Source organism: Chryseobacterium sp. MMO-72 (genome assembly GCF_037146035.1).
In the GTDB taxonomy this organism is placed as follows: domain Bacteria; phylum Bacteroidota; class Bacteroidia; order Flavobacteriales; family Weeksellaceae; genus Chryseobacterium; species Chryseobacterium indicum.
On the sequence record NZ_JBBCWG010000004.1, the window covers coordinates 339,405 to 366,374 of the forward strand.

Annotated in this window: 30 protein-coding genes and 1 riboswitch; of the genes, 13 read left to right on the forward strand and 17 right to left on the reverse strand. The window is 36.1% G+C overall.

From position 1 onward, the window contains the following. Positions 1 to 133: 133 nt before the first annotated feature. Positions 134 to 376, forward strand: coding sequence for a membrane protein insertion efficiency factor YidD (gene yidD, locus WFH39_RS08525; RefSeq protein ID WP_076393366.1), 243 nt, complete (start codon positions 134 to 136; stop codon positions 374 to 376). A 436-nt stretch (positions 377 to 812) separates the two neighbouring features. Beyond that, on the forward strand, positions 813 to 1,679 hold the full coding sequence (lgt, locus tag WFH39_RS08530) for a prolipoprotein diacylglyceryl transferase (RefSeq protein ID WP_262911616.1): 867 nt from the start codon (positions 813 to 815) through the stop codon (positions 1,677 to 1,679). A gap of 78 nt (positions 1,680 to 1,757) precedes the next feature. On the opposite strand, the gene WFH39_RS08535 is transcribed toward lgt, so the two are convergent. Next, on the reverse strand, positions 1,758 to 3,272 hold the full coding sequence (locus WFH39_RS08535; protein ID WP_336689580.1) for an NAD(P)H-hydrate dehydratase: 1,515 nt from the start codon (positions 3,270 to 3,272) through the stop codon (positions 1,758 to 1,760). A 206-nt stretch (positions 3,273 to 3,478) separates the two neighbouring features. Here WFH39_RS08535 and mscL point away from each other — a divergent pair, with 206 nt between their 5' ends. Beyond that, entirely contained in the window at positions 3,479 to 3,925 is a 447-nt protein-coding gene (mscL, locus tag WFH39_RS08540; RefSeq protein ID WP_076393362.1) for a large conductance mechanosensitive channel protein MscL, read from the forward strand. Between the two features lie 65 nt (positions 3,926 to 3,990). Here mscL and WFH39_RS08545 read toward each other — a convergent pair whose 3' ends face one another. Both WFH39_RS08545 and WFH39_RS08550 read right to left on the reverse strand, forming a co-directional pair. After that, positions 3,991 to 4,950: a D-2-hydroxyacid dehydrogenase gene (locus tag WFH39_RS08545; protein WP_336689581.1), complete on the reverse strand. Its 960-nt coding sequence runs from the start codon at positions 4,948 to 4,950 to the stop codon at positions 3,991 to 3,993. Between the two features lie 94 nt (positions 4,951 to 5,044). Beyond that, positions 5,045 to 5,452, reverse strand: coding sequence for an LNS2 domain-containing protein (locus WFH39_RS08550; protein ID WP_076393358.1), 408 nt, complete (start codon positions 5,450 to 5,452; stop codon positions 5,045 to 5,047). Positions 5,453 to 5,726: 274 nt separating this feature from the next. Between WFH39_RS08550 and idi the strand changes: the two genes are divergently transcribed. From idi to WFH39_RS08570, 4 genes are all read left to right on the forward strand, one after another. Beyond that, entirely contained in the window at positions 5,727 to 6,239 is a 513-nt protein-coding gene (idi, locus tag WFH39_RS08555) for an isopentenyl-diphosphate Delta-isomerase (protein ID WP_336689582.1), read from the forward strand. Continuing rightward, positions 6,239 to 6,715 carry a hypothetical protein gene (locus WFH39_RS08560; protein ID WP_235131178.1) on the forward strand — a complete coding sequence of 159 codons (477 nt, stop codon included), beginning with the start codon at positions 6,239 to 6,241 and terminating at the stop codon, positions 6,713 to 6,715. The genes idi and WFH39_RS08560 overlap by 1 nt, the downstream gene beginning before the upstream one ends. 15 nt (positions 6,716 to 6,730) lie before the next feature. Continuing rightward, positions 6,731 to 7,807 (forward strand): glycine cleavage system aminomethyltransferase GcvT, encoded by a 1,077-nt coding sequence (gene gcvT / locus WFH39_RS08565; RefSeq protein ID WP_235131179.1) that lies wholly within the window; start codon positions 6,731 to 6,733, stop codon positions 7,805 to 7,807. Between the two features lie 206 nt (positions 7,808 to 8,013). Next, positions 8,014 to 8,559, forward strand: a complete 546-nt coding sequence (locus WFH39_RS08570) for a hypothetical protein (protein ID WP_336689583.1) — start codon at positions 8,014 to 8,016, stop codon at positions 8,557 to 8,559. 157 nt (positions 8,560 to 8,716) lie between these two features. Here WFH39_RS08570 and WFH39_RS08575 read toward each other — a convergent pair whose 3' ends face one another. Together WFH39_RS08575 and WFH39_RS08580 are read right to left on the reverse strand one after the other, a co-directional pair. Beyond that, a complete protein-coding gene (locus WFH39_RS08575; protein WP_235131181.1) occupies positions 8,717 to 9,121 on the reverse strand; it encodes a hypothetical protein in 405 nt (134 codons plus the stop codon). Positions 9,122 to 9,246: 125 nt separating this feature from the next. Beyond that, a complete protein-coding gene (locus WFH39_RS08580) occupies positions 9,247 to 9,603 on the reverse strand; it encodes an arsenate reductase family protein (protein WP_336689584.1) in 357 nt (118 codons plus the stop codon). Positions 9,604 to 9,717: 114 nt separating this feature from the next. Between WFH39_RS08580 and WFH39_RS08585 the strand changes: the two genes are divergently transcribed. Then, positions 9,718 to 10,185: an acyl-CoA thioesterase gene (locus WFH39_RS08585; RefSeq protein ID WP_214589247.1), complete on the forward strand. Its 468-nt coding sequence runs from the start codon at positions 9,718 to 9,720 to the stop codon at positions 10,183 to 10,185. Between the two features lie 79 nt (positions 10,186 to 10,264). Continuing rightward, positions 10,265 to 10,332, forward strand: a riboswitch (Fluoride riboswitch). A 30-nt stretch (positions 10,333 to 10,362) separates the two neighbouring features. Further along, entirely contained in the window at positions 10,363 to 11,667 is a 1,305-nt protein-coding gene (locus WFH39_RS08590) for a voltage-gated chloride channel family protein (RefSeq protein ID WP_336689585.1), read from the forward strand. 163 nt (positions 11,668 to 11,830) lie between these two features. On the opposite strand, the gene WFH39_RS08595 is transcribed toward WFH39_RS08590, so the two are convergent. From WFH39_RS08595 to WFH39_RS08635, 9 genes are all read right to left on the reverse strand, one after another. Then, a complete protein-coding gene (locus WFH39_RS08595) occupies positions 11,831 to 11,992 on the reverse strand; it encodes a hypothetical protein (protein WP_336689586.1) in 162 nt (53 codons plus the stop codon). A gap of 293 nt (positions 11,993 to 12,285) precedes the next feature. Beyond that, positions 12,286 to 12,474: a hypothetical protein gene (locus WFH39_RS08600; RefSeq protein WP_214589244.1), complete on the reverse strand. Its 189-nt coding sequence runs from the start codon at positions 12,472 to 12,474 to the stop codon at positions 12,286 to 12,288. Positions 12,475 to 12,645: 171 nt separating this feature from the next. Then, on the reverse strand, positions 12,646 to 13,887 hold the full coding sequence (locus tag WFH39_RS08605; RefSeq protein ID WP_336689587.1) for an MFS transporter: 1,242 nt from the start codon (positions 13,885 to 13,887) through the stop codon (positions 12,646 to 12,648). Positions 13,888 to 13,967: 80 nt separating this feature from the next. Next, a complete protein-coding gene (rny, locus tag WFH39_RS08610; protein ID WP_214589242.1) occupies positions 13,968 to 15,536 on the reverse strand; it encodes a ribonuclease Y in 1,569 nt (522 codons plus the stop codon). Positions 15,537 to 15,765: 229 nt separating this feature from the next. Continuing rightward, the gene (locus tag WFH39_RS08615; protein ID WP_214589241.1) at positions 15,766 to 16,056 is read right to left on the reverse strand and encodes a cell division protein ZapA; all 291 of its coding nucleotides are present in this window, start codon (positions 16,054 to 16,056) and stop codon (positions 15,766 to 15,768) included. Then, positions 16,056 to 16,358, reverse strand: a complete 303-nt coding sequence (locus WFH39_RS08620) for a V-type ATPase subunit a family protein (protein ID WP_214589240.1) — start codon at positions 16,356 to 16,358, stop codon at positions 16,056 to 16,058. The genes WFH39_RS08615 and WFH39_RS08620 overlap by 1 nt, the downstream gene beginning before the upstream one ends. Before the next feature lie 138 nt (positions 16,359 to 16,496). Next, positions 16,497 to 17,279 (reverse strand): type IX secretion/gliding motility protein PorT/SprT, encoded by a 783-nt coding sequence (porT, locus tag WFH39_RS08625; RefSeq protein ID WP_336689588.1) that lies wholly within the window; start codon positions 17,277 to 17,279, stop codon positions 16,497 to 16,499. Between the two features lie 3 nt (positions 17,280 to 17,282). After that, positions 17,283 to 18,014, reverse strand: coding sequence for a bifunctional demethylmenaquinone methyltransferase/2-methoxy-6-polyprenyl-1,4-benzoquinol methylase UbiE (ubiE, locus tag WFH39_RS08630; protein ID WP_076393308.1), 732 nt, complete (start codon positions 18,012 to 18,014; stop codon positions 17,283 to 17,285). Between the two features lie 3 nt (positions 18,015 to 18,017). Next, positions 18,018 to 18,587, reverse strand: a complete 570-nt coding sequence (locus WFH39_RS08635) for a hypothetical protein (protein ID WP_214589238.1) — start codon at positions 18,585 to 18,587, stop codon at positions 18,018 to 18,020. A gap of 103 nt (positions 18,588 to 18,690) precedes the next feature. Here WFH39_RS08635 and WFH39_RS08640 point away from each other — a divergent pair, with 103 nt between their 5' ends. Both WFH39_RS08640 and WFH39_RS08645 read left to right on the forward strand, forming a co-directional pair. Continuing rightward, entirely contained in the window at positions 18,691 to 19,758 is a 1,068-nt protein-coding gene (locus tag WFH39_RS08640) for a 3-oxoacyl-ACP synthase III family protein (RefSeq protein ID WP_336689589.1), read from the forward strand. A gap of 68 nt (positions 19,759 to 19,826) precedes the next feature. Then, the gene (locus tag WFH39_RS08645) at positions 19,827 to 21,032 is read left to right on the forward strand and encodes a metallophosphoesterase (protein WP_336689590.1); all 1,206 of its coding nucleotides are present in this window, start codon (positions 19,827 to 19,829) and stop codon (positions 21,030 to 21,032) included. A 25-nt stretch (positions 21,033 to 21,057) separates the two neighbouring features. Here the strand turns inward: WFH39_RS08645 and WFH39_RS08650 are convergent, their stop codons facing one another. The 3 genes from WFH39_RS08650 to WFH39_RS08660 form a co-directional block, all read right to left on the reverse strand. Further along, a complete protein-coding gene (locus WFH39_RS08650) occupies positions 21,058 to 21,681 on the reverse strand; it encodes a hypothetical protein (protein WP_336689591.1) in 624 nt (207 codons plus the stop codon). Positions 21,682 to 21,683: 2 nt separating this feature from the next. Continuing rightward, positions 21,684 to 22,436 (reverse strand): polysaccharide deacetylase family protein, encoded by a 753-nt coding sequence (locus tag WFH39_RS08655; protein ID WP_336689592.1) that lies wholly within the window; start codon positions 22,434 to 22,436, stop codon positions 21,684 to 21,686. A gap of 85 nt (positions 22,437 to 22,521) precedes the next feature. Continuing rightward, positions 22,522 to 23,487: an NAD-dependent epimerase/dehydratase family protein gene (locus tag WFH39_RS08660; RefSeq protein WP_336689593.1), complete on the reverse strand. Its 966-nt coding sequence runs from the start codon at positions 23,485 to 23,487 to the stop codon at positions 22,522 to 22,524. Positions 23,488 to 23,577: 90 nt separating this feature from the next. On the opposite strand from WFH39_RS08660, the gene ggt reads away from it, so the two are divergent. Together ggt and WFH39_RS08670 are read left to right on the forward strand one after the other, a co-directional pair. Continuing rightward, on the forward strand, positions 23,578 to 25,263 hold the full coding sequence (gene ggt / locus WFH39_RS08665) for a gamma-glutamyltransferase (RefSeq protein WP_336689594.1): 1,686 nt from the start codon (positions 23,578 to 23,580) through the stop codon (positions 25,261 to 25,263). Between the two features lie 271 nt (positions 25,264 to 25,534). After that, a complete protein-coding gene (locus WFH39_RS08670) occupies positions 25,535 to 26,815 on the forward strand; it encodes a dicarboxylate/amino acid:cation symporter (protein ID WP_336689595.1) in 1,281 nt (426 codons plus the stop codon). Positions 26,816 to 26,970: the final 155 nt, after the last annotated feature.

Sequence of the window (26,970 nt, forward strand, 5' to 3'; positions counted from 1 at the left end):
TTTTAATAGAATGAATAAAGAACAGAAATTCGGCAGAGATTAAAAAACAATCCTCCGAACAGACTTTTACCGTCCCGAAACTTCTAACAAATTTAAACTAATTTTCAATTTTTTACCCTATTTTTGCATTGTTTTGAAACTTACATTCAATAAAATCATCACTTTTCCTTTGGTAATTCTCATCAGATTTTACCAGTGGTTTATTTCGCCCCTGCTTCCCAAAAACTGCCGTTATGAGCCTACCTGTTCACATTATATGGTGAAAGCGCTTCAGGTTCACGGTATTTTTAAAGGATTCTGGCTGGGTGCGAAGAGAATTTCAAGATGTCATCCGTGGGGAGGAAGCGGATATGATCCTGTACCGCCAAAAAAGTAAAATTTAAAATAAACAAACTACTAAAAAAATAACAATGAGTAATATTTTTTTCAGAATGTATCTCGTCATTTTTGCGTTCATCACCCAGTGTCTTGTTGCGCAGAATTATCCGGACGGAATGTCCGACGGAACTTTAAAAGTAAACTCTACCAATGTTCCGGTAAAAATTTATTCGACCACCGAAGTTCAGGATCTGAATGAATTTGCAGACAAACCTATTAAAGAAAATGTGCTTGTCATTCTGAATGAGTCTAATTTCGAACCGGTTTATGTAAATTACAGTATTGCGACACTGACGAAATATAAACTTGTTCATTATCAGCTTTTAGACAAGAATTTTAAAGTGATTGATGCGGCGGCAACGAAGGAAAATATCAATACCTTTAAGTATGCAGTTAAAACTGCAAAACCTGTTACAGAATCAGACAACATCAGTCTGGAAACTCCTTTTAAGATCTGGGATCCCACAAAAGGAATTCAGTTGGGACCTATTACGCTTCATTTTTACAGTCTGATGTTCATTTTTGCATTCGGTTTCGGATATATTTTAATGAACAGAATCTTTAAAATCGATAATGTAAACCAGAAATATTTGGAACCACTTTTCACATGGACTTTACTGGGAACCATTCTGGGAGCAAGAATGGGACACGTTATTTTTTATCAGCCCGAACTTTTCAAAGAAGATTTCTGGAGTGTATTTTTACCGATCAGTACTAAAAACGGTTTGAAGTTCACCGGATTTTCAGGACTGGCAAGTCACGGTGCAACGATTGCTTTAATTTTTACAACCCTTTATTATTCATTTAAAATCATTAGAAAAAATCCTTTCTGGGTATATGACAGATTAGGAATTGTGGTTGCTTTGGGCGGTGCTTTTGTAAGAATGGGAAATTTCTTCAACTCTGAAATCATCGGAAAACCTGTTGATCCCAACTCTCCTTTCGCAATCCTTTTTCCACAGCAAAGCAGTGAATACGGAGTGACGGTTCCGCGTTATCCTTCCCAGTTATTTGAAGCTTTCGGATATGTCTGTCTTTTCGTTTTACTATGGATTCTGTACAGAAAAACCAACAAAAAATACCAGCAGGGATGGTTATTCGGATTGTTTTTCATTATTCTCTGGGCAATCAGATTCTTTGTAGAGTTCCTGAAAGAACCGCAGGGTGATGAATTTATCCATTTCGGAGGATTAAATACAGGACAGATTTTATCCATTCCGTTTATGATTGCAGGCGTTGTTATTATGATCGTATCTAAAAAATTTAAAATTACTCAGGCTGAAAACGAAAAACCTGAATAAGCGAAAAATTTTAAAATATAAAAAGGCAAGTTTGTAATCAGACTTGCCTTTATTTTTTATCACTAAAACATCTTTAAATTATAATGCTCTTTCCACTTTTGCATTCAGTTCTTTGAAAACAGTTCCGAATTCCTCAATAACATCTGTAGGAAGCATAGACTCTTTGGAATGCTTTTCAGAAGCAAATTCTGCAGCTCTTCCGTGAAACCAGACTCCTAAAATTGCAGCCTCTTTTTCTGAGTAATTCTGTGCCAAAAAAGAAGTTATTATTCCGGTTAAAATATCTCCGCTTCCGCCTTTCGCCAGTCCTGAGTTTCCTGTAATATTGTAAAAAACATCTCCTTCCGGCGTTACAATCTGGGTATGATGATCTTTTAAAACAATATAAATTCCCAGTTCTTTGGCTTTATTTTTTGCCAGTTTTACTCTTTCAAATGAATTTTCAGTGGTTCCGAATAGTCTTTCAAACTCTTTCGGATGAGGCGTTATAATAGAATTTTCAGGAATTATCTTTAAATTTTTCGAATCCTGTGAAATGATATTCAATGCATCTGCATCCAAAATCAAAGGCTTAGAATGATTTTTTAAAAAGGTAAGAAAACTTTTCACGGTCTTTTCGTTTGTTCCTAAACCGGGGCCAATTCCGTAAACTGCATTATCATCCTTTTCAAAATGATCTATGAAATCATTTCCGCCTTCGATAAACATGGCTTCTGGATTCGAGGTCTGCAAAACTTCATAACCACATTTCGGAGCCAGTGTAAAAGTAAGTCCGGTTCCTGATTTCAGGGCTGATTTTGTGGAAAGAACTGCTGCTCCTATTTTTCCGTAGCTTCCTCCTGCAATAATTACTTTTCCGTAAGTTCCTTTGTGCGAAAATTCATCTCTTGACCTGAAAAGATCCTTAATCTTATCTTCGTTGATGACAAAATCTTCGGTTTTTGTTTCTGTAATATATTCCTGATGTAATTCAATATCCAAAACCTTCACTTTCCCTGCATATTTTCCGGTTTCGGGATGAAGGAAAGCTTTTTTCCAGAACTGAAAGCTCAAAGTGAAATCGGCTTTAAAAATTGCAGCATTTTCAGAAGAAACAGTGTCTGCAAAAAGTCCGGAAGGAATATCAATAGAAATTTTAAGATTATTCTTTAAATTCAGAAAATCAATCAGCTCTTTAAACTCCCCTTCAATATTTTTTGATAACCCGGTTCCGAAAAGTGCATCTATAATAACCGTTCTGTTGTCAAACCGATACTCTTTTACTTCCTTGAATTCTTTAACGGAAACTCCGGAAAACTCTTTTAATTCTCTGAAATTATTTCCTGCATCCGCAGAAAATTTCGCTTTGGTACTGGTAAAAACATCTACATCAAACCCTTTCAGATGAAGCATTCTGGCAATCGCAAAACCATCGCCGCCATTATTTCCTTTCCCGCAGAAAACCGCAAAATTTCTGTGATTTTTACAATTCTCAAAAATCCAGTCAACACAAGCCTGCGCTGCTCTTTCCATCAACTGTCCGGAAGATATCGGCTCATTTTTTATCGTATATTCATCACAATTGCGAATCTGCTCTGCTGTGAAAATTTTCATATTTAAAGTAACATTTTGGTATTAATAGCAATTTACGAAAAAGAATTTTTAATTGGTTTGAAAAGAATTATATGAATCTGTTAATTATAAAATTTTTACACTTTAAAATAATTGGTTAATATTTAATTATAAAATACGAAAATTATATTTTTTTTTGTAATTTAAACCCATGTTTTATTAAAATAATACTTAAAAAAATATAAATTATGGGATTTGTAAAAGAATTTAAAGAGTTTGCGATTAAAGGTAATGCTTTCGATCTTGCTGTAGGTGTCATCATCGGCGGAGCTTTCGGAAAAATTGTAACGAGCGTTATCGATGATTTAATTATGCCAATTGTTGCTGCACTGGTAGGGAAGCCGGATTTCAGCAGCATTTATTATGCTATGGGTAAAGGTGCAGAAAATATTCCGGCCGGAGCTACGCTTGCCAAAGCTAAAGAAATTGCTCCTGACGCTGCTATTTTTGCATACGGTAACTTCATTACGGTTGCCATTAATTTCCTTTTACTGGCACTTGTTGTATTTATTATGGTGAAAGCAATCAACAAAATGAAGAAAGAAGAAGCTGCCGCTCCGGAAGCTCCTGCTGCTCCTACTGCAACAGAACAATTGCTTGCGGAAATTCGTGATGAGCTTAAAAAGAAGAATTAAAAATATATCATAAAAAAAAACCGGCGCAACTTCGTTGCGCCGGTTTTTTATATAGTATCAGAAAATTACTGAATCTGTAGAATACTTGAAATCTGCTCTGCCAAAGAAAGCCCAATTCTGTCCTGAGCTTCCAGTGTAGATGCACCTGTATGCGGTGTCATGGAAATTTTCGGGTGAGTTAAAATTTCCTTAGATGGTGTCGGCTCGTTAATGAATACATCTAAACCTGCGAACTTTACCTTTCCGGAATTCAACGCTTCAATTAAAGCGGTTTCGTCAATTACTCCGCCTCTTGAGCAGTTTACAATCGCTACTCCGTCTTTCATCATTTCAAATTCATTTTTCCCGATCATATAACCGTCTTTCTGAGCCGGAACGTGAAGGGTGATAAAATCTGAATGTTTCAGAACATCCTGAAGCGGTTCTGTTTCAATATCAACATTAATGAACTGGTTGTTATAAAACTTAACTTTGATGCTTGCTTTACCTACATTATTATCTGCAGCAATCACTCTCATTCCAAGACCTAAAGCAATTTTAGCTACTTCCTGTCCGATTCTTCCCATTCCTACAATACCGATGGTTTTTCCTTTCAGCTCGATTCCGGCAGCATAAGCTTTTTTAAGACCTGCAAATTCGGTGTCTCCCACCAAAGGCATTTTTCTGTTGGAATCCTGTAAAAATCTTGCCCCTGAAAACAGGTGCGCAAAAACCAGTTCAGCAACAGATTCTGAAGATGCAGAAGGAGTATTGATGACGTGGATTCCTTTTTCTCTTGCATAATCCACATCAATATTATCCATTCCTACTCCTCCTCTTCCGATGATTTCGATGGAAGGGCAATTATCGATAATATCTTTTCTCACCTGCGTTGCGCTGCGTACCAAAATTGTACGGATCTGGTGTTCATTAATATAATCTACCAACTGTTCCTGCGGAACTTTTGTTGTAATTACTTCAAAACCTTTCTCTTTCAATGCATCAATACCGGATTGATCCAAACCGTCGTTTGCTAAAACTTTCATAAAACTTTTATAGATTTAATAATTGGGAAAATCAAAAAGGATTAAAAACTATTTATCATAATATTTAATCGTTTAATCTTTTTCCTTAATTTTTTTATTCGTCTTCCTTGAAAACTTCAATAGTAACCTGTTTTTCAACCAGATCTGTAAATCTTCCTTTATATCTTGTAGCTCTTACCAAATGATTGTCGATCCAGTGATAATTTCCGCCTCTTGGTTTTCCGCATAAAACACTGTGATATTTGAAACCGTGCTTATCTAACCAGTCTATGGTAATCTGCTTTAAGTTTTCTGTTCTTGACGTGAAAAAACAAATCTGGTGACCTTCGTCATACCATTTGTTGATGGTTTCCAAAGCATCCGGAAAAGGCTCACAGGTAACCATTCTTTCAGGCTCTTCGTTAGGAACATCTTCTGTAATGGTTCCGTCAATATCAATTAAATAGTTTTTTACGCCGTCCTTAAGAATCGGACTAATGTGTTCTATGTACTCTAATTCCATCATAAAAATTTGAAGTGCAAAGTTACTGTTTTTGCATCAAAAAGACTTATTAAACTTGCTTTATATTAAATATTTACAGCAAAAACATTTATTTAATGAATAATATCAATAACTAATTTGCTTTTTATACAATTTTAATTAAAATTTTTCTCTTTAGTGAAATTTCAACCCGTTGTATTGATTGATGAAAAAACCGAAGTAAGCTGAAAACCAAAAAATATGATGTTTCACCAAAAATTTCCAAAATACATTTATTACACTTACATTTGTAGAAATGGAAGAATTCGTAGTTTTAGTAAATCCTGAAGACAAAGTTCTTGGCTTGATGGAAAAGCAGCAGGCGCACATCAACGGCTTACTGCATCGTGCTTTTTCAGTTTTTTTATTCAACAGCAATGGCGAAATGCTTTTGCAGAAAAGGGCTTCCGGAAAATATCATTCTCCTCTGAAATGGACCAATGCAGTCTGTTCGCATCCAAGAAAGGAAGAAACTTATCTTGAAGGAGCCAAAAGAAGGGTGAAAGAAGAGTTGGGAATTGATGTGGAGCTTTCAGAGAAATTTAATTTCATCTACAAAGCCGATGTGGGAAACGGACTTTGGGAACACGAGCTTGACCATGTTTTTACAGGAACTTTTGAAGGCGAATTCTATTTAAATAAAGAGGAAGTGGAAGAAGTACGCTATATTTCTCTCGAAAATCTCAACAAAGAAATTTCTGAAAATCCTGATAACTTTACAGAATGGTTTAAAATCATTCTCGAAGAATATAAACACAATCTGCACTGATGAAAAAGTTTTTTCTTATCGTTTCTTTGGTAACCGCATCTTTATTTTCTGCACAGTCTGTCCCAACGAAAGTGTATGAAAATGATAACTACTCCATCACGCTTCCGGAAGGCTGGAAAGTAACAAACGACAGCGAAATCATCAATATTTTTCCGGGCAATGAGATTGGAGCTATTACGATTTCAGAATATCACGATCTTAATCTGCCGGAAAAAGAAACCAAAAAATTTATTCTCGCGCTTTACAAATCTTCAGACGACGAAAAGAAAATAAAAAGCAAAAGCGGAAAAAAAGGATACACAGAATATTTTTACGAATATGATGATGAACATGAAAAACTCCACTGGATCACCAGAGTTTTTCAGAAAGACAAAGATTTGTTTCTCGTTACCATCAACTGCACACAGAAATACTGGAACGGAAATTATATGAAGCTTTTCAACGAGGCTTTCGACAGTTTTAAAATAAAGAAATAGAAATAAAAATTAAATATGAAGAAAACAGCATTGTACGACAAACACGTTTCTTTAGGAGCTAAAATCGTACCTTTCGCAGGCTTTGAAATGCCTGTACAATATTCGGGAGTTACTGAAGAACATTTTGCCGTAAGAGAAAAGGCAGGTCTGTTCGATGTGTCTCACATGGGACAGTTTTTCATTGAAGGGGCAGGTTCTAAAGAACTTCTCCAGTACGTTACCACCAACAATGTAGACGCTCTGGAAAACGGAAAAGCTCAGTATTCTTGTCTTCCGAACGAAAACGGAGGAATTGTAGACGATCTTATCGTTTATAAAATGGAAGACGACAAATATTTCGTGGTTGTCAATGCTTCAAATATTGATAAAGACTGGGATCATATCTCCAAATACAATACTTTCGGAGCAAAGATGACGAATGCTTCAGACGAAATGTCTTTATTGGCAGTTCAGGGGCCGAAAGCGACTGAAATTCTTCAGAAATTAACAGAAACTAACCTTTCTGAAATTCCTTACTATCATTTTACAGTAGGTTCTGTTGCAGGAGTAAGTGAGGTGATCATTTCCAATACAGGTTACACCGGAAGCGGAGGTTTTGAGATCTATTTTAAAAACGAATCTGCCGAAAAACTTTGGGATGCTATTATTGAAGCAGGTGCGGAAGGAGGAATTATCCCTTGTGGACTGGCTTCCAGAGATACTTTGAGACTGGAAAAAGGGTTCTGCCTTTATGGAAACGATATTGACGATACGACTTCGCCAATTGAAGCAGGCTTAGGATGGATCACAAAATTCGATAAAGATTTTGTATCTAAAGAAACGTTTGCCAAGCAAAAAGAAGAAGGCGTTACCAGAAAATTAGTAGGTTTTGAATTAACGGACAAAGGAGTTCCAAGACACGACTACCCTGTTGTAGACACAGAAGGAAACGTTATCGGAAAAGTAACTTCGGGAACACAGTCGCCGATGAAAAAAGTAGGTTTAGGTCTTGCGTACGTAGATAAGCCGCACTTCAAATTAGGTTCTGAAATCTTTATTCAGGTAAGAAATAAAAACATTCCTGCCAAAGTAGTGAAAGCTCCTTTTGTATAACTGATTGTTTTTTTTAATGAATATAAAACCGCCTTGCAGAATTTGTGAGGCGGTTATTTTTTTGGAGCTGTTTCCGGCTATCCACTTTATCTTTATTTTTTTGCCGGAGCTTCGCTCCGGCAAAAAAATAAAGGATACCGTTTCTATCCGGGCTAAATAATTATATTGCAATACATTTTTTCGTACTATTGCAGAAATTTCTTCTGATGAAAAAAATAGTATTTCTCTGTATCATCATACTTATTGCAGTTTACATTTTCTATCCAGTCTTTGACAGTGAAGGAATTTCTTATCTCATTATTTTCTGCTGTTTTGCAACGCTCTGTTTTACCATTGCAAAAATAATGATGGGAAATGATCCTGCAGATTATGAATCAACAGAAAAAGAGATGAACAGGCGTTATTCAGAAGATGGAATTTTCAGTTACAACGCAGAAGGATTCTATTTCAAAAAAGAATCAAAGCCAAAACAATACATTAAATATTCAGATATTATAGAAGTGAATTCATTCTCTATTCGTTTTCTGCAGGATCAAATTCATTCCGGTCTTGAAATAATTACGGTCAATGAAAAATATGAATTTCTAGATCAATATTGTACAGGAATGGAGAAATTCACCGAAAAACTTTCCGAAAACCTTGCTTTTCATCAGAACGATGAATTAAAAATGATGAATAATAACGGTCTAAAAAAAACAAACTTATATTTAAGATCATACGAAAATCGCTTTACAGAATTACATAAAAGTTAATTTTTGAAAGCGGTTTTGTTTAAGACTTCCGTCAGTTGCAGTTCGCTTCCCGCAAATTGTCTGAGACTTCCTGTAATTGTTGGTATACCAAAAAAACCTCACAGGTTTTAAAAACCTGTGAGGTTTGAGTCTATTTGCTTATAGTTTTAAAGTTTTATTAGAAATTAATTTTCAATAATAAAAACAGAGATGATATTAAAAATGGAATTCCGCTTATTAAAGACAGGTTGTCGACATTAGACTTTGAAAAGTCTTTAACCAATACAAAAAATATCAACATCAAAATTATACAAAAAGTATTAATCAGGATTTTCTGTAATTGCCGCCTTTTAATCTTTAAACTAATTAAAAGTAATACCTGAAAAATGAGAGAAAAGAATGCTGCAGGTACTAATCTTCCACCATAATGATCTAAGCTAAAAGCATCCGAGTCCGACAAAATAAATTGCGGACTTAAGATTTCATAAATGAGCAGAATTCCTAATCCATGACCGGCTCCGATTAATATAAATGCATTTAAAACAACTGTAGTTATTACCGGAAAATTTAACTTTTTATCCATAAGTCTACTCTTTTACATTCCCAAAAAACCTCACAGGTTTTAAAAACCTGTGAGGTTTGAACCTTAAAAATATTTAAAATAATCGTTTAATTACAGAAAAATTAAGGCTTTTCATTAAATATATCTTACTTTTCTACTCCAAAAAACTCCCGTAAAGCTTCCACATTCTTCTTTTCATTTCCAACAAAAATACTATCATCGGTAATGAAAACGGGACGTTTCAAAAAAGAATAATGATCCAGCAGCAAATCTTTAAAGCCATTTTCCGAAAGAGATTTTACATCTATTTCTCTTTGCTTGATCTGGGTAGATTTTTTACTGAACAGCGCTTCATAAGACTTTGTTTTTTCATACATTTCTGCAAGTTCTTCTTTGGTAACGGGAGCTTTTTTTATTTCACGCAGTTCCCAGTCTTTAAGATCAAACTCAGCCATTATTTTTTTACACGTACCACAGGTATTCAGGTAAAATACTTTTTTCATTGAGAGATTTATTTTGATGGTTAAGAGAAAATTTTAACATTTTCATTCTTCAAAAGTAAGATTTAATCCAAAATTTTAAAAATTATAAATACCTTTATTCAAATTTTAAAAAGAATGGACAACAAACCGATCACTTTTCAGTTTATTTCAGAACCTTCAGATGTCAACTACGGCGGAAATGTACATGGAGGGAGTGTCATGAAATGGATTGATCAGGCTGGTTATGCCTGTGCAACAACGTGGAGCGGAAATTACTCCGTAACAGTATATGTTGGCGGAATCCGTTTCTACGAACCCATCAAAATCGGGGAAATTGTAAAAGTGGAAGCACAGGTTATTTACACAGGTTCATCGAGTATGCATATTTCCATCAATGTATTTTCCAGAAACCTGAAACAACCGAATTTCGATAAAAAAACACACTGCATCATTGTATTTGTTGCTGTAGACGAAAACGGAAAAAAACTTCCCGTTCCCAAATGGATTCCGGAAACAGAAGAGGAAAAGCAGAAAGAACAGTATGCAATTCGATTAATGGAACTAAGAACTCAGATTGAGGACGAAATGAAGCCTTTTCTATAGAAAATTTCGCAACTCTGCATACAGAGATTTGAAGGCGGAAATTACATTCTGAAAAATGATTTATAATTTTTATCTTTGCAGTACAAAAGGAAATGGTGTTCTTCCTTACCCAACCGCTTTTCAAAAGCTGATGACGCCTGATTAAAAGATTATTAACAGTAATTGATCAGGAAAATTATGTCTCAACATCAAAGAAATTTAAACCGTACAATAAAATTTCGCACTGTTTTTTTCTTCAGGAAATATCCGGCTTTGCCTTATATTCTGAAATGGCTTTTGATTAGTACTCTCATAGGAATTCTAGTAGGAAGTGCTTCTGCCGGATTTTTAAAATCACTGCAATGGACAACCGATTTCCGGGAAAATCATCTCTGGCTTATTGCGTTTTTGCCTGTTGGTGGATTTTTAACGGGACTTTTGTATCATTATTTCGGAAAAGATGTGGAAGCAGGAAACAATTTGCTTCTGGAAAACATTCAGGAACCGAAGGAAATTATTCCTTTTAAAATGGCACCTTTTGTTTATTTAGGAACGATGGTCACCCATTTTTTCGGAGGTTCTGCAGGTCGTGAAGGAACGGCACTTCAAATGGCGGGAGCAATTTCTGATCAGCTGACGAAAATCCTGAAACTTGATAAAAATGACAGAAAAATTTTGCTAATTTCAGCTGTTGCAGCAGGTTTTGGATCGGTTTTCGGAACTCCTTTAGCCGGAGCAGTTTTCGGACTTGAAGTTTTTCTGATGGGACGAATTCGTTATAATGCTATTTTTCCCGCTTTTACTTCTGCGGTTCTGGCTGATCTTGTCACCAATCTCTGGAAAGCAAAACATACACACTATCATATCGAACTTATTCCAAAACTTGAATTTTTACCGATTTTATACAGTGTTTTGGCAGGAATTTTATTTGGAATCTGCGCTGCAGCTTTCAGCAGAATGATTTATTTTACAGGCTCTATTTTTAAATCTAAAATAAAATATCCTCCGTTTCGTCCGGTTGTGGGCGGAATCATTGTTGCTGTTGCCGTTTTTGCAATAGGAACTACAAGATACATCGGATTGGGAATTCCGACCATTGTAGAATCTTTTGAAAAACAGCTTCCGCTTTATGATTTTGCCTTCAAAATGATTTTTACCATCGTTACCCTTTCTGCAGGATTTAAAGGCGGCGAAGTGACTCCCCTTTTCTTTATCGGAGCAGCTTTAGGAAGTGCCTTGTCATTATTTATTCCGCTTCCGTTTGGTTTGCTTGCCGGAATGGGATTTGTGGCTGTTTTTGCGGGTGCAACCAATACTCCTCTTGCGTGTATGCTTATGGGAATTGAACTTTTTGGAGCGGAATGCGGAATCTATGTTGCGATTGCATGCATTGTTTCTTATTTATTTTCAGGAAATAACAGCATTTATACAAAACAAAAAATCGGTGAAGCAAAAAACCGTAGATTTGAACATCTTAACGATAAAAATTTCTCGGATTTGTAGAGTCGTTGATGTTTTTTGATTGATCGCTGTTGGCAGCAATTAATATTGTAATCTTATTATAATTAAGAAACGATCAACCATCAACTAAAAACCAATACCCCCAATGTTTGATTACAGATTAAAAGTTTATTGTATATTTTATTCTGGCTATTCTGCTGAACACTTATTTTCCTTTTGTTGGTGAACTTAGTTCTTTCATTACTGTTTTAGCGAAGTCCGGATTAAACTTAACGTTGTTTTTTATTGGTTCTACTCTTTCTGTTGAAACTTTGAAAACCATCGGTTTTAAGCCTCTTGCTTTTGCTGTTTTTCTATGGATTTTCATCAGTATCGGAAGTCTGCTGTATATTTTAAATTTTGACTGATCTTGATGAGAAATCCTGCCATCCTAGCCTCGATTGGAGCAATTGTCTGAGCTCATTTTCATTATTTGGGCTGCGGCAGCTTCGCTGCCGCAGCCCAAATAATGAAAATAGCGAGTGCGGAAAGCGAGATAAAGCTCCAAAATATTTTTTGCTTTATAACAGACATGTATTAATTACAAAAACCTTTTGGAAGATCCCAAAAGGCTTTTGCGTATTAAATGTGGAAATGTTTATTTCTAATTGAAATAATTTCTTATATAGCGTCGTTGCAGGTATAAACCTGCGGACAAGCGATGTACTGAACGCAGTAAAACGGTCCTGTTACAGATCCTGAACAGCTGCATCCGCATTTTGAAAGATCCGGTGTTCCGCTTACTCCTCCTGTAATGTTTTTAAGATCGGCTTTTTTTAATTTTGTTGCTTTTTTTAAAAAATTTTGCATTGTGATGTGGTTTTTGATATTAAACGTTAGTTTTAGTTGCGTGCCAAAGTTAAACAAATATTCATTATTCAGAGCATAATTTACTATTATTTTTGATAATTTATTTATTCTCTTAAGCTTATTAAAACTGATAACGAAAATTTGAGATTATTATTTCTTAAACAGTAGAAATTATTCTGTAAATTCAAGATCTTTGTCGTGGGTTTCTGAAACCGTTAATGAAGAGTAGAAAGCCAGTCCGAAAACAATAATTCCCACAATTGCCGCACTTACAATTACAGAAAAATCTTTCTTAAAAAGATCAAATGTGAAGATCATTACGGGAACCAATCCGCGAACCATGTTGGGAACGGTGGTAGTTGCCGTATTTCTGATATTGGTTCCAAACTGTTCCGCAGCGAGTGTAACGAACATTGCCCAATATCCTGTTCCCAATCCGAGCCATACACAGAAGATGTAATATTTTGTTTCGGTATCCGTATTTCCGAAAAGCATCAGTACAACTCCGATAATGGTAAAAATCAGCATATAGAAAATCGCCATTTTTCTGGATTTTAAAAGGTGGGAAATAAAACCGCTTGCCAGATCTCCGGCAGAAATTCCAACGTAAGCCCACATAATTGCTTTTCCGGGATTAAGGTCTTTAATTCCGAGTTCCGGTGCAAACTGATTGGCTAAAACAGCCAGAATTCCGATGCAAAACCACGTGGGTAAACCAATTGCAATACATTTTAAATATCGTATTAAACGGTCTTTATTGGTGAAAAACGACAGGAAATTTCCTTTGGAAACCGATTGGTGTTCCATTGTTTTATAAATTCCGGATTCGGAAACACTTATTCTGAGAAATAAAAGCATAATTCCTAAAATTCCACCGATGATGTAAGAAATATTCCACCCTCCTGCTAATTCTACCGTTAACTGAGCCACAACCGCTCCCATTAATCCGAAACCGGCAACCACAGACGTTCCGATAGCTCTTAAATTCTTTGGCAGACTTTCAGAAACAAGGGTAATTCCGGCTCCGAGTTCTCCGGCAAGCCCAATCCCAGCGATAAATCTTAAACCCGCATATTGGTACACCAGATGCTCTTTTGGAAAATAGGGTAAAAATCCGCACGCAATATTTGCCAAAGAATAGACTAAGATAGAACCGAACAATACAGAAAGCCTTCCTTTTTTGTCACCGAAAATTCCCCAGAAAATTCCGCCCAGCAGTAAACCAATCATCTGCGCATTTAAAATAAATGTTCCATCTACATCAGGATTCAGTCCTAAAGCTTTTAAACTTGGAATTCTTACGATCCCGAATAAGAGTAAATCGTAGATGTCTACAAAGTAGCCTAACGCAGAAATGATAACGGGAATCGAGAAAATGTACTTCAGTTTCGAAGAGGTGGAAAGTTCTTGCATTTTGGAGTTTTAAATTTTGCTAAAAATAAAAAACCTTCCAATTTCTTGAAAGGTTTTTATGAATTATCTTTTTCTGATTCTTATCTCGCAATATTCACAGCTCTCGTTTCTCTGATTACTGTTACTTTTACCTGTCCCGGATACGTAAGTTCGTTCTGGATCTTTTCCGAGATGTCGTAAGATAACTGAGAAGCTACTTCATCATTTACTTTTCCGCTTTCTACCATTACTCTTAACTCTCTACCTGCCTGAATGGCATAAGCTGAAGAAACTCCGTCAAAACTTAATGCTGCAGATTCAAGGTCTTTTAATCTTTGGATATATGATTCAAGAACCTGTCTTCTTGCTCCCGGTCTTGCTCCTGAGATTGCATCGGCAACCTGAATGATCGGAGACAATAGTGAAGTCATTTCCACTTCATCGTGGTGTGCTCCGATGGCATTTACAACTTCTGCATTTTCACCGTATTTTTCAGCCCACTGCATACCTAATAAAGCGTGAGGAAGTTCAGATTCCTGCTCCGGAACTTTACCGATATCGTGTAACAGACCTGCTCTTTTCGCAAGTTTTACATTTAAGCCTAGTTCAGCCGCCATTGTTGCCGCGATATTCGCCACTTCTCTTGAGTGCTGTAACAGGTTTTGTCCGTAAGAAGAACGGTATTTCATTCTACCTACGATTTTAATTAATTCAGGATGCAATCCGTGGATTCCTAAATCAATAATTGTTCTTTTTCCTACTTCAATAATTTCCTCCTCAATCTGCTTTCTTGTTTTTTCAACAACTTCTTCGATTCTTGCCGGGTGAATTCTTCCGTCTGTTACTAATCTGTGAAGGGATAATCTTGCGATTTCTCTTCTTACCGGATCGAAACATGAAAGAAGGATTGCTTCCGGAGTATCATCTACAATAATTTCCACTCCTGTTACCGCTTCCAAAGCACGGATATTTCTACCTTCTCTACCGATGATTCTTCCTTTTACCTCATCCGATTCGATATTGAAAACGGATACGGAATTTTCAATCGCCTGTTCTGTTCCGATTCTCTGAATGGTCTGGATAACGATTTTTCTTGCTTCACTTTTTGCATTAAGCTGCGCTTCTTCCATGATGCTCTGAACGTGCGCCTGAGCTCTTGTTTTCGCTTCCGCCTTCATGGTTTCTACCAATTCAGCTTTTGCTTCTTCAGCGGTATAGTTGGCAATTTTTTCTAAAATTTCAACTTTTTTCGCTGTTGCAATATCAAGTTCGTGCTGTTTTCTTTCTAAAATTTCTGTTTTTTTAGCGTAATCAGCGATTTGCTTATCCAGATCTTTTTCAAGTTTTCCGGTTTTGCTAAGCTCGTCGTTCAGCTTGTGTTCCTTATCCTTGATTCTTTTTTCTACCTCCTGCATTTTCTTTTCTCTTGCCTGAATGTCTGCATCATGCTGAGATTTCAGTTCAAGGAATTTTTCTTTTGCCTGAAGGTTCTTTTCTTTCTTTATGGATTCAGCTTGTACATTAGCTTTTTCTATAAGGTTTTCGGCATTTTTCTGTGCATCATCTATAATAAATTTTGCTTTGGTATTCAACGAGCTTTTAGAGAAAAATATCCCTGCAACCGCACCGATTACCAAGCAAATAACGCCGACTATAATGGCTGTTGTCATAATCTATATTGAGTTTTAATTGTCTTACTATTTATAAATAAAAAAAGCCCACAATAATCCAGAGATTGAGAGTAAACTCCTAATCAACACGATTTGAACTGATTTCCACTGTCTGTAATCCGGAGAACCGGCACGCCATTCAATGGACATTTGTTCGGTAATTGTTTAGCGTTGAGTTTACCTTTAATGTGTTAGAATTATTGTAGGCAGCTTTTTCGGGAAAAAAAATCTATTTCCCTGTTTCATTATTCAACGACTGATTAATTTTTAATAATCTTTCGTTGGTAGATTGTATGGTTTTATCGTAGTTCATAGACACCACTTCAGCATTGGTTCCCAATTTCAGGGCACACATCGCTAAAGCATCCTGTTTGTCTCTCACATCGAAATTCTGTTCAAAATCTTTAATCATATTCTCTATCTGCTTCCCGACTTTGCGCAGGGTTTCTTCCTCTGCTGCCGGTACATTCAGCGGATATACTCTTCCGGCTATATTAATGGTTATTCTTCTTACTTCCATTATAATCCACTGTTTTGAAGCTGCGCAATGCAGAAATCTATTTCTTTCACCAACCTGTTGATGTGGTTTTTCATCAATCGGTTGTGTTCAGGATTTCCTGATATTGCTGAATAAAGTTTTATATTTTTTTGTTCTTCTGCTAATACCTGATTTTTTCTTCTTTCTTCATCATATCTCTTCTTCAGATCTTCATGCTCAACATTTAATTCCGAGAATCTTTCGCTAAGATTTTTGTAATTTTTCTGTAACTGCAAAATCTTTTTTTCTAATTCTGAAAAATTGTTTTCTAAATCTTGAAGCATTTCAGGTTTTGTATATTCTAACTATTAGCAAAAATAACAAAATATTAATACTAACAAAAATAAAACGGTCTATATTTTGCCCTGAAACAAAAAAGGAGATACAAAATGCATCTCCTTTCTCTATTTTATAGTAAATTTTTATTCAAATTTCAGTACAAAAAAGATTGCTCTTGTGTGTAAAGTAGACATTGCAGACGTCCAGTAAGGAGGTGTTGTTGCATTATCTGCCACAATTTCATTGTTCATAATGAAAGTTCCTCTTACGGCAGGAGTCAGTTTAAATTTATTGAAGTAAAACTGTATCCCCATTTCTGCAGACCAAGCAAAGTTATGCGTAGTAGATCTGAAAACCTGCTGCATATTATCGTCTGTAGAAGTTGCATTAGACTGAAGGTTTACGATATAGTTTACCCCGGTTGCAACGTAAGGTCTGGAATTGTACCATCTGTTGCCGTGGAATTCCAGTAATACCGGAACATCTATAAGGGTAGTTTTAATATCTCTTGTTTTGTCTTTATCCGTTAATTTCATCGGAATAAAAGGATCGTTCGTCAAAGTACCCGCAGCATACTGGTCGTTGCTCTGCGTATTGAAAGTAAGTTGTCTCTGCCCAAATTGTAACCCCGGTTCCAATCTTACATCCAAAAAGTCATTCAGTCTCCACTTTGCAATTAAACCTGCACCGAAACTGTAGCTTTCTTTAGATGTAACAAGATTCTGATTGTTGTTCATCCCATATCTTGGATTGAGAACAATACGGTAGTCTAGTCTGTTACCACTTAGATAAAAACCCCAACTGAATTTCTGTTCGTCAAAGTCTTCCAACTTATCCATTCTGTTTCGGGTTCTGAATTGCGCGTTTGCTAAAACTGCAACATTTACTGAGGCTAAAACCAGTGCTCTTAATAAAAATTTATTCATAGGTTACTTTGTTGCTTTATAAATTGTGGCTATACCTAAACTTAGTTTTTTATATTCAACTTTTTTAAATCCTGTATCTAAAAGAATTTGTCTCATCTTTTCCCCGTAAGGAAAAGCATTTACAGAATCCGGAAGGTATGTATACGCCCTGTTATCTTTGGAAACCAGTCTGCCGATTGCAGGTAAAATGTTTTTAAAGTAAAACATATACAGCGGTCCCATAAACCCTTCAACCTTTGAAAACTCCAGTATATAAACACTCTTGTTATCTTTAACTACTCTTCTTAATTCTGCCAAACCTTTGGTAAGGTTTTCAAAATTCCTAACTCCGAATGCAACGGAAACCGCATCGAATCTGTTATCTTCATACAGTAACTTCTCCGCATCTCCTTTTTGCATGGAAATTTTGCCGTCTAATTTAAGTTTTTTTATTTTAATAACGCCAACATTTAACATTTGTTGCGATAAATCTAACCCAATTACTTTAGAGCCGGTTCCTTTTTCCACAGCAATCGCCAGATCACCCGTTCCTGTAGCCACATCCAGCACTTCCTGCGGATTATCTTTTTTCATCCATTTCACCAGCGTATTTCTCCACATCACATCGATTTTCATGGATAAAACCCGATTCAGAAGATCATACTTCGGTGCAATATTGTCGAACATATCTTCTACCTGACTCTTTTTAGTAGCGTCGGTATTGTAAGGCGTAATTTTGGTAATATCTTTTGTCAAAACTTAAAACTTGTAATATTCGTTATAATAATTAAGGTAATCCTGTTTTCTGAAGATCTTCGATCTCGATTCTACCTTCTGGATATTTTTGATAATTTTATCGTAATCTTCGTCTACGTTATAATAAAAATCATCGGTAAACAGCTTACTGAAACGTCTTGCGCCTCCAAAATACGGTTTTCCGTCTATGATGGTTTTATCTAATGCCAAAAGTAATGAATCTTTTTTAAGATTATATCCGTAATACTGATCATTGATATAATAATCCTGATGAGCGATATTGATAAGACCTCTGATTTTTTTTACCTCAAAAGCAGAATCGAATAATAATTTTTTATTCCGGTCGAAAACTTTTATAGAATTTTTTCCCTGATTAAGATCTACGGGAACCGTCTGTCCGCCTGCAATTATACCTTCGGAACCGTTATTGATTTTGTAGTAAAACGTATCCGGCGTAGGATTATCCACTACGTAGTAATTTTTTTTGGCTAAAAAAAGGAAATAAATCCCAAAGGCTACGATAAACGCCACAACTGCAATAAGTAAGCCTTTTAAAGAAGGATTGTTTTTCATAGGATTGTAAAGTACAATTTTTGCAAATTTAGTAATATTTTTAATTCTCTGTTATTAATATTAATTATTAACTTTGCATCTTTAAAAAAAATCATATAAACGAATGCCGAATACGATCATTATTGGTTCTGGATCTTATCTTCCCAGCAGAATTATAGGAAGAGACTTTTTTCTAGATTCAGAGTTTTATTCAGAAGACGGGGTAAAGATTGACAAACCTGCTGAGGAAACGATCTCAAAATTTGTAGAAATTACAGAGATAGAAAACAGAAGATTCATAGAAGATGATCTTTCCAACTCAAAAATCGGTTACGAAGCTGCAAAAATTGCTATTGCAGATGCAAAAATAGATCAGGAGGAACTGGATTATATCATTTACGCAAGTAATTTCGGGGAAGTTACTGTAAACGGATACGCAGATTTCATGCCGACGATGGCAGCGAGAGTGAAAAACAAGTTAGGCATTAAAAACAGAAAATGTGTTACTTACGATATGCTTTTTGGGTGTCCGGGATGGGTGGAAGCGATGATTTTGGCGGACAACCTAATTAAAGCTAAAGTAGCTAAAACCATTTTGGTAATCGGAGCTGAGACATTAAGCAGAGTAACAGATCCGCACGACAGAAACAGAATGATCTTTGCAGACGGAGCAGGTGCTGTTGTGGTTCAGGCTACAGATCAGGAAAATGTAGGAATTATTGCTCACAATACAATCTGCGATAACGGTGTGGAACTGGATTATCTTGCCAACGGACCATCCATCAACAAAGATTCTGACCAGACCCGTATATTTGTAAGAATGCAGGGTAGAAAAATCTACGAATACGCATTGAAAAACGTTCCTGCTGCAATAAAAGAAACCATTGAAGACGCAGGTCTGTCTATTGAAGATATCAACAAAATCTTAATCCATCAGGCAAATGCAAAAATGGATTATGCGATGATCGAAAGACTTCACAAGCTTTATAATGTGAAAGAGTATGACCATTCTATCTCTCCAATGACGATTCAGGATTTCGGAAATTCTTCTGTTGCAACCATTCCTACGATGTTTGATTTAATAATTAAAGGAAAAATGGAGGGTCAATCGTTTAAAGAAAAAGGTAACATTGTAATGACTTCGGTAGGAGCCGGAATGAACATCAATGCTATTGTTTACAGATTTCCTTAACAACATTTAATTTAAAATATAAAAAAGCACAGGGAAATTAATTCTTTGTGCTTTTTTTACACTTAGTTATGCAAAGAAACTTTTTTATCATTGCGGCAGTTTTTATTTTTCTGGAAATTTACATTTACCAGGCAATCAGAACTTTAACAGACAATAACTGGATCAAAATAGGCTATTGCATTATTTCTTTAGCGGTTTACGGCTTTTTCGCTTACGAAGTTTCCCACTTCAGCAGAGCAGACCGAAGCATGATGCGCGCGCAGATTATGATCTCCCTGTTCCTGATTTTTATTCTGCCCAAAGTTTTCATCGTTTTGTTTCTATTAATCGATGATATTTTCAGAACCGGAAGCTATCTTATCGGACTTACAAGACCATCGGAGAACTTTTTCCCTGAAAGACGAAAGTTTTTAAGCATTATGGGATTAGGTTTGGGAGGCGTTCTTTCAGCTCTTTTTATCGATGGAATTACCTTTGGAAAATACCGCCATAAAGTAAGAAGAGTAAGAATGAATTTTGCGAATCTTCCCAAAAGTTTTAAAGGGTATAAAATCGTACAGATTTCCGATGTTCACAGTGGAAGTTTTGCAGATCCGGGTAAACTTAAGCATGCGATTGACTTAATTAACGAACAGAATCCTGATCTGGTTCTTTTTACCGGAGATATGGTGAATAATGTTGCTGAAGAATTCAAACCATTCATCCCATTATTTTCAAAAATTAAAGCGAAAGACGGAAAATTTGCCGTTCTTGGAAATCATGATTACGCAGATTATGTAAGCTGGGATTCTCCGGAAGCCAAAAAGAAAAATCTTGATACCTTAATTGATTACGAAAGACAAGCCGGTTTTGATATGCTTCGAAACGAACACAGAATCATCGAAAAAAACGGTGAACAGCTATACATTTTAGGGGTTGAAAACTGGGGATTGAAACCTTTTCCACAGTTTGGAAGATTAGATGATGCCTTAAAAGGAGTTCCTGAATCTGCCGTTAAAATCTTAATGAGCCACGATCCTACCCATTTTGATTATGTTGTGAAAAAACATCCTGCAAATGTTCATTTAACGCTTTCAGGACATACCCACGGAATGCAGTTTGGTTTGGATCTGAAAAACGTAAAATGGTCTCCTGTTCAGTATAAATATCCGAAATGGGCAGATCTATACGAAAGCGAAGGAAAAATGCTGTATGTAAACAGAGGTTTCGGAGTTCTGGGATATCCCGGAAGAGTCGGCGTTTTACCAGAAATTACGCTTTTTGAACTTGCTTAAATCACAAACACTTATTGCGTTTGATTCAAAGATATTTTTCACTCAGTTTTTCGATAAGTAAATTTGAATCAATCGCATTCTCATCAAATCTTGTTAAAGCTTCACGAACCTTAGGATATTCATCTATGAATTCAAGATTTTCGATTTCTTCTAATTTAAAGTCATTCATAATTTCCCGAAACAATTCTTCATCTACTCCCCAATATTTTATATATTTACTTTCATCAATAAATATTTCAACTAAACTTTCATCATCATTATAGATTAGCCCAAAATTTATAAAAGCATCCTGAGTGAGTTCTTTTTTATATTGATTAATAAATTTTAAAATACTGTCTTTTTCCTCATAATTGCCATAATTTAAGTCAAAATCAATATGCCCAAATAGAACAGCCGCAACTTCGGGTAATGTTTTTGAAAGAGCAACAATTAAATTCCAGAGGTTAGAATTATCAATATTTATTTCAGCAAAAAAATCAAATCCTATCGATTCATGCTCAGAATTATTTTCTTTAAGCTTAAAAGTATATCCCTGAACAATATTTGCAGTTTTACTCTCTTCCCATCTTTTTAAGATTGAAGGATTGTTGGGAATCTCATCTTCATTTAAAAATCTTATCGTTTTGGGGAATTCCAAAGTTTTTTTCATAATTAAAAAATATAATCTTTCATACGGGAAGTAGCCATTTCTTTCTCGTTGATCCAACTGAGGAGGGCATCTAATTTGTCCTCCATTTTTTTGCCTGAATTCAGCCTTCTGTAAAAGGGAATATCAAACGGATATTTCTGAAAATCTGTAAACTGCCATGAATTAAGATAGATCAGAACGAAATCATCCTTTTTCAGGGTTTCAAAAACCATACTCTGGTAATATTCCATCGGAAGCATCTGAAATACAAAATCGTTATACGGAAGCTGACTGTAAGGAGAAATACTTTCCGGAACAATACTCAATCCGTCTTCCTCGTTAATTTGCGTATCTCTTTTCAGACGTTTAAAAGGAAAAAGAATGTTGGCATTATCTATATTTGAAACGTAATTAAATTCCAGCAGTTTCAAATCCTGCTGTGGAAGTTTATTGTCTTTCTGACGAATTCCGCGAATCTGTTTTTCTAAAAATTCCTGAGTAAATTTTTTAGCATTTTCAATTTCCGGAAGGGTAGAGTTTTTATTATAAAAAGCAATTTCATGCCCTTGGAATGAAATTGCTTTTATTAAATTCTGAAGTTTTTGAGCGATCGAAATCTCTACAAAAAAACTTGCTTTAACATCATGAATGTCTAAAATTCTAAGTATTGCTTTTGTATTATCTTCTGAAATTTTCAGTCTTTCTTCATCGGAAACAGACTGCTGTTTTTTGCAGTCAGCTTCAATATTCAGAATGTTAAATGTGAACAATATCATTTAAACTAAATTTTAGATAATTTTTATAATAAATTAAAAATCAGATGTTAAAATAATTTCTATTTAAATTAAAACTTGAAGTAAATTAATTTTTATTCAGTTTTACTTTTAAGTTCTTAATCATGTCTTTAGTCATCTCAGAAATTCCGAAATCATAGCTTAATCCCCAGTCTTTTTTCGCTACGGAATCATCAATTGAAGCTGGCCAGGAATCTGCGATCGCCTGTCTGAAATCCGGTTTATAATCGATCTCAAATTCCGGAATTTCTTTCTTAATTTCTTCCGCCAGTTCTTTTGGAGTGAAAGACATTCCGCCCAAATTATATGAAGATCTAACGGTAAGATTTTCTTTCGGAGCATCCATTAATTTCAGAGTTGCATTGATGGCATCATCCATATACAACATCGGCATTCCTGTATTCTCGGAAATAAAACTTGTGTATTTTCCTTCTTCAATGGCTTCATAAAAAATCTCAACAGCGTAGTCTGTTGTTCCTCCACCTGCAGGCGTTTTCCATGAAATCAATCCCGGATAACGGATGCTTCTTGCATCCACTCCATATTTGTCAAAATAATATTCGCACCATTTTTCACCTGCCATTTTAGAAATTCCGTAAACCGTTGTAGGATTTAGAACCACATCCTGCTCTACATTTTCTTTCGGAATTCCCTTCCCGAAAACAGCGATAGAACTCGGCCAGAAAATCTTTTGGATAAGTCCTTCTTTTGCCATTTCACAAAAATGAAGCAGAGGTTCCAGATTTAGCTTCCATGCGAAAATGGGCTGCTTTTCTGATGTACCCGACAATAATGAAGCCAAATGATAAACGGTAGTGATATCGTAATCTTTGATCACCTGTCTAACCAATTGTGTATTCGTAACGTCCATCCTTTCGTAATGACCCGCCGCAGTAATTCCCTTTTGCCATCTGTCGAGTCCCGAAGCCACAACATTTTCAGCTCCGTGGATTTCAACAAGTCTGTTCGTAAGCTCGGTACCAATTTGCCCTAAAGCACCTGTAATAAGTATTCTTTCCGTGTGGGATTTCATTTTTAACTTTTATTTGTTGATCGAAGCAAAAGTAAATATTTTACACCCTATCTTAAAACAAAATCGTAAATTCGAATATAAATTTTGCAAATGAAAAAGATTATCCTTTCACTTATTTTAATTTCTTCCACTATTTCAGCACAATACACAGATATTACTATTGTGAAGGAGGTAAAAGTTAAAAACAAAGGTGTGGTTGTTTCTGCACATCCACTGGCAAGTGAAGCCGGAGCAAAAATTCTTAAATCGGGAGGAAATGCCTATGATGCTATTGTTGCCACACAATATGCACTTGCCGTTGTATATCCGCAGGCAGGAAATATCGGCGGAGGCGGATTTTTGGTTGGTGTAAAAAGTAATGGTGAAAAATTTACGCTCGATTATCGTGAGACTGCGCCTAAAAAAGCAAGCCGCGATATGTACGTCGATAAAAACGGTAAAGCCAATACGGATCTTTCCCAAAATGGAAGATTAGCTGTCGGAATTCCGGGAAGTGTGGCAGGTTTTTTTGCTACTTTGAAATACTGTAAACTTCCGATGGACAAATTAATTCAGCCTGCCATTGATCTTGCTGAAAAAGGATTTGCGATTACTGAACAGGAAGCGAATTTACTGAATAACAATAAGCAGCATTTCCAGAAGCACAATCAGTCTTCAATTGTATTTGTAAAAGACATTCCATGGAAAGCCGGAGACCTTCTAGTTCAAAAAGATCTGGCTGAAACGTTAAAGTTGATTCAAAAACAGGGTTTGAAAGGCTTTTATGAAGGAAAAACAGCGGAACTTCTGGTTTCTGAGATGAAAAAAGGAAACGGAATCATTAGTTCGGAAGATCTTAAAAATTATAAAGTTGCCGAAAGAAAAGCACTTGAATTTGATTACAAAGGAAATCAGATTGTTTCTATGCCTTTGCCTTCGAGCGGCGGACTTCTTCTTGCACAAATGCTGAAAATGGCGGCTTACGAAAATCTGGAAAAATATCAGCAAAATTCTACACAGGCTGTTCAGGTGATGGTGGAAGCCGAAAGAAGAGCGTATGCAGACAGAGCGGAATATATGGGCGATCCCGATTTTATTCAGGATAAAACTTCTTATCTGATTTCTGACGAATACCTGAAAAACCGCTGGAAAAGTTTCAGTTTTAGCAAGGCAACTCCGAGTGCTGAAGTTGGAAAAATAACCAAACAGCCGAAAGAATCTACAGAAACGACTCATATTTCCGTTATTGATAAGGACGGAAACGCGGCAGCTGTTACCACGACTTTAAATGGTTTATACGGTAGTAAAGTTGTTGTTTCGGGAGCGGGATTTTTCTTAAATAATGAAATGGACGATTTTTCCATAAAACCGGGTGTCCCAAATATGTTTGGCGCAGTGGGCGGAGAAGCCAATTCTATTCAGCCGAATAAAAGGATGCTTTCTTCGATGACACCAACCATTGTTCTGAAAAACGGAAAACCTTATATGGTAGTAGGAACTCCGGGAGGAACTACTATTCCGACTTCTGTTTATCAGGCTATCGTTGATGTAATCGATTTTAAGCAGAATGCAAATATTTCTGTAAATGCACCGAAATTTCATCATCAATGGCTTCCTGAAACTGTTGCTTTTGAAAAGAATTTTCCTGAAACGACGATTAAAGATCTGGAAAAATTAGGATACAAATCTGAAAAATGGAACCAGATCGGAAGAACAGAAATCATCCTGATTGATGACAACGGGAATATTCATGCGGTTGCGGATGGTCGTGGTGACGATTCTGTAGCAGTGGAATAATTGACGTTTTTGTAGTTAATTTAAAAAAAGTTGACTTAAAAATACGTTAACTAATTGATTATCAAGTGTTTTTATTTATCAGAATGGCAAGAGTGAAATAATCTGGCTTTTGAGACATCTGTTTAAGATTCTTTCTTCATCAAAAATTAGAGAAAGATTTAAAATTATTTGGTTTCGGGCGGGGGCTCCGCCCCCCCCGAAACTATTCATGACATTTGTCGTTATTTAAAGCAAATTTCACTAATTTTCGGTTTTTAAAATCCATATTCTTGTGAAAGCAAAAAAGATTTACCACCAGCTTTATTTTCAGGTTATTATTGCGATTGTTGCAGGAATTCTTCTGGGAAGATTCTATCCGGAACTTGGTGAAAAGATGAAACCTTTGGGTGACGGATTCATCAAACTCGTGAAAATGATTATTGCTCCGGTGATTTTCATTACTCTTACCTTGGGAATCGCACATATGACTGACCTGAAGAAAGTAGGCAGAATTGCGGTTAAAGCGATGATCTATTTCCTTACGTTTTCAACATTGGCATTGATTATCGGTTTGGTGGTAGGAAATATCTTACAGCCGGGTCACGGTCTGAATATTAATCCTTCTACCCTTTCGGGCGATGTTTCACAATATCAGCAGAAAGCTCATGAAACAACCTTGACGGGTTTCATCATGAATATTATTCCGGAAACGCTGTTCAGTCCGCTGGTTGGAGATAATATTCTGCAGGTTCTTCTTGTTGCTATTTTAATGGGAGTAGCTTTGGTTTTAACGAAAGAAAAGAGCCAGAAAGTAACGGATTTTTTACAGGATCTTTCCACTCCCGTTTTCAAAATTGTGCATATGCTGATGAAACTGGCGCCGATCGGAGCTTTTGGAGCCATGGCTTTTACCATCGGAAAATACGGGCTTCATTCGGTTTTGAACCTGATTTTTTTGGTGGGAACCTTTTATATAACTTCTGCATTATTTGTGGTTTTGGTTTTGGGAGCAGTAGCAAGATACAACGGTTTTAATATTTTTAAACTGATCTATTACCTCAAAGAGGAACTTTTACTGGTCTTAGGAACGAGTTCTTCAGAATCTGCACTTCCCGGAATAATGGAAAAGCTTGAAAAGGCAGGATGCTCAAGAGCTATTGTCGGTTTAGTGGTTCCTACGGGATATTCTTTTAATCTTGACGGAACCAATATTTATATGACGCTGGCTTCGCTTTTTATTGCCCAGGCTCTGAACATCCATCTTCCGATTGAGAAACAGATTGTTCTTCTTTTGGTTGCCATGCTGAGTTCTAAAGGTGCAGCCGGAGTTACGGGAGCGGGATTTGTGACTTTAGCGGCAACACTGGCGGTTGTTCCTGAAATTCCGATTGCAGGAATGACGCTGATTTTGGGAATCGATAAGTTTATGAGTGAATGCCGTGCTTTAACCAACGTAATCGGAAATTCTGTTGCAACGGTAGTGGTTGCCAATTGGGAAAAGCAACTGGATAAAGATCAGCTTCAATATTGTCTGGATCATCCGAATGAAGTGGAAAAAAAGCTGGAAGTTTAGCCTGAGTTGTAACTGATAAGTTGTACTCTGAAGCCGATTTAGTTTTTGTTATGACTACTATTCTAGCCGCGATTGAGCGGCATGTCTGAGCTCTTTTCGTTTTTTTCGGCGCGGGGGCGGGGCGGGGGCCCCCGAAATAAAAAAAAAAGGGGTTG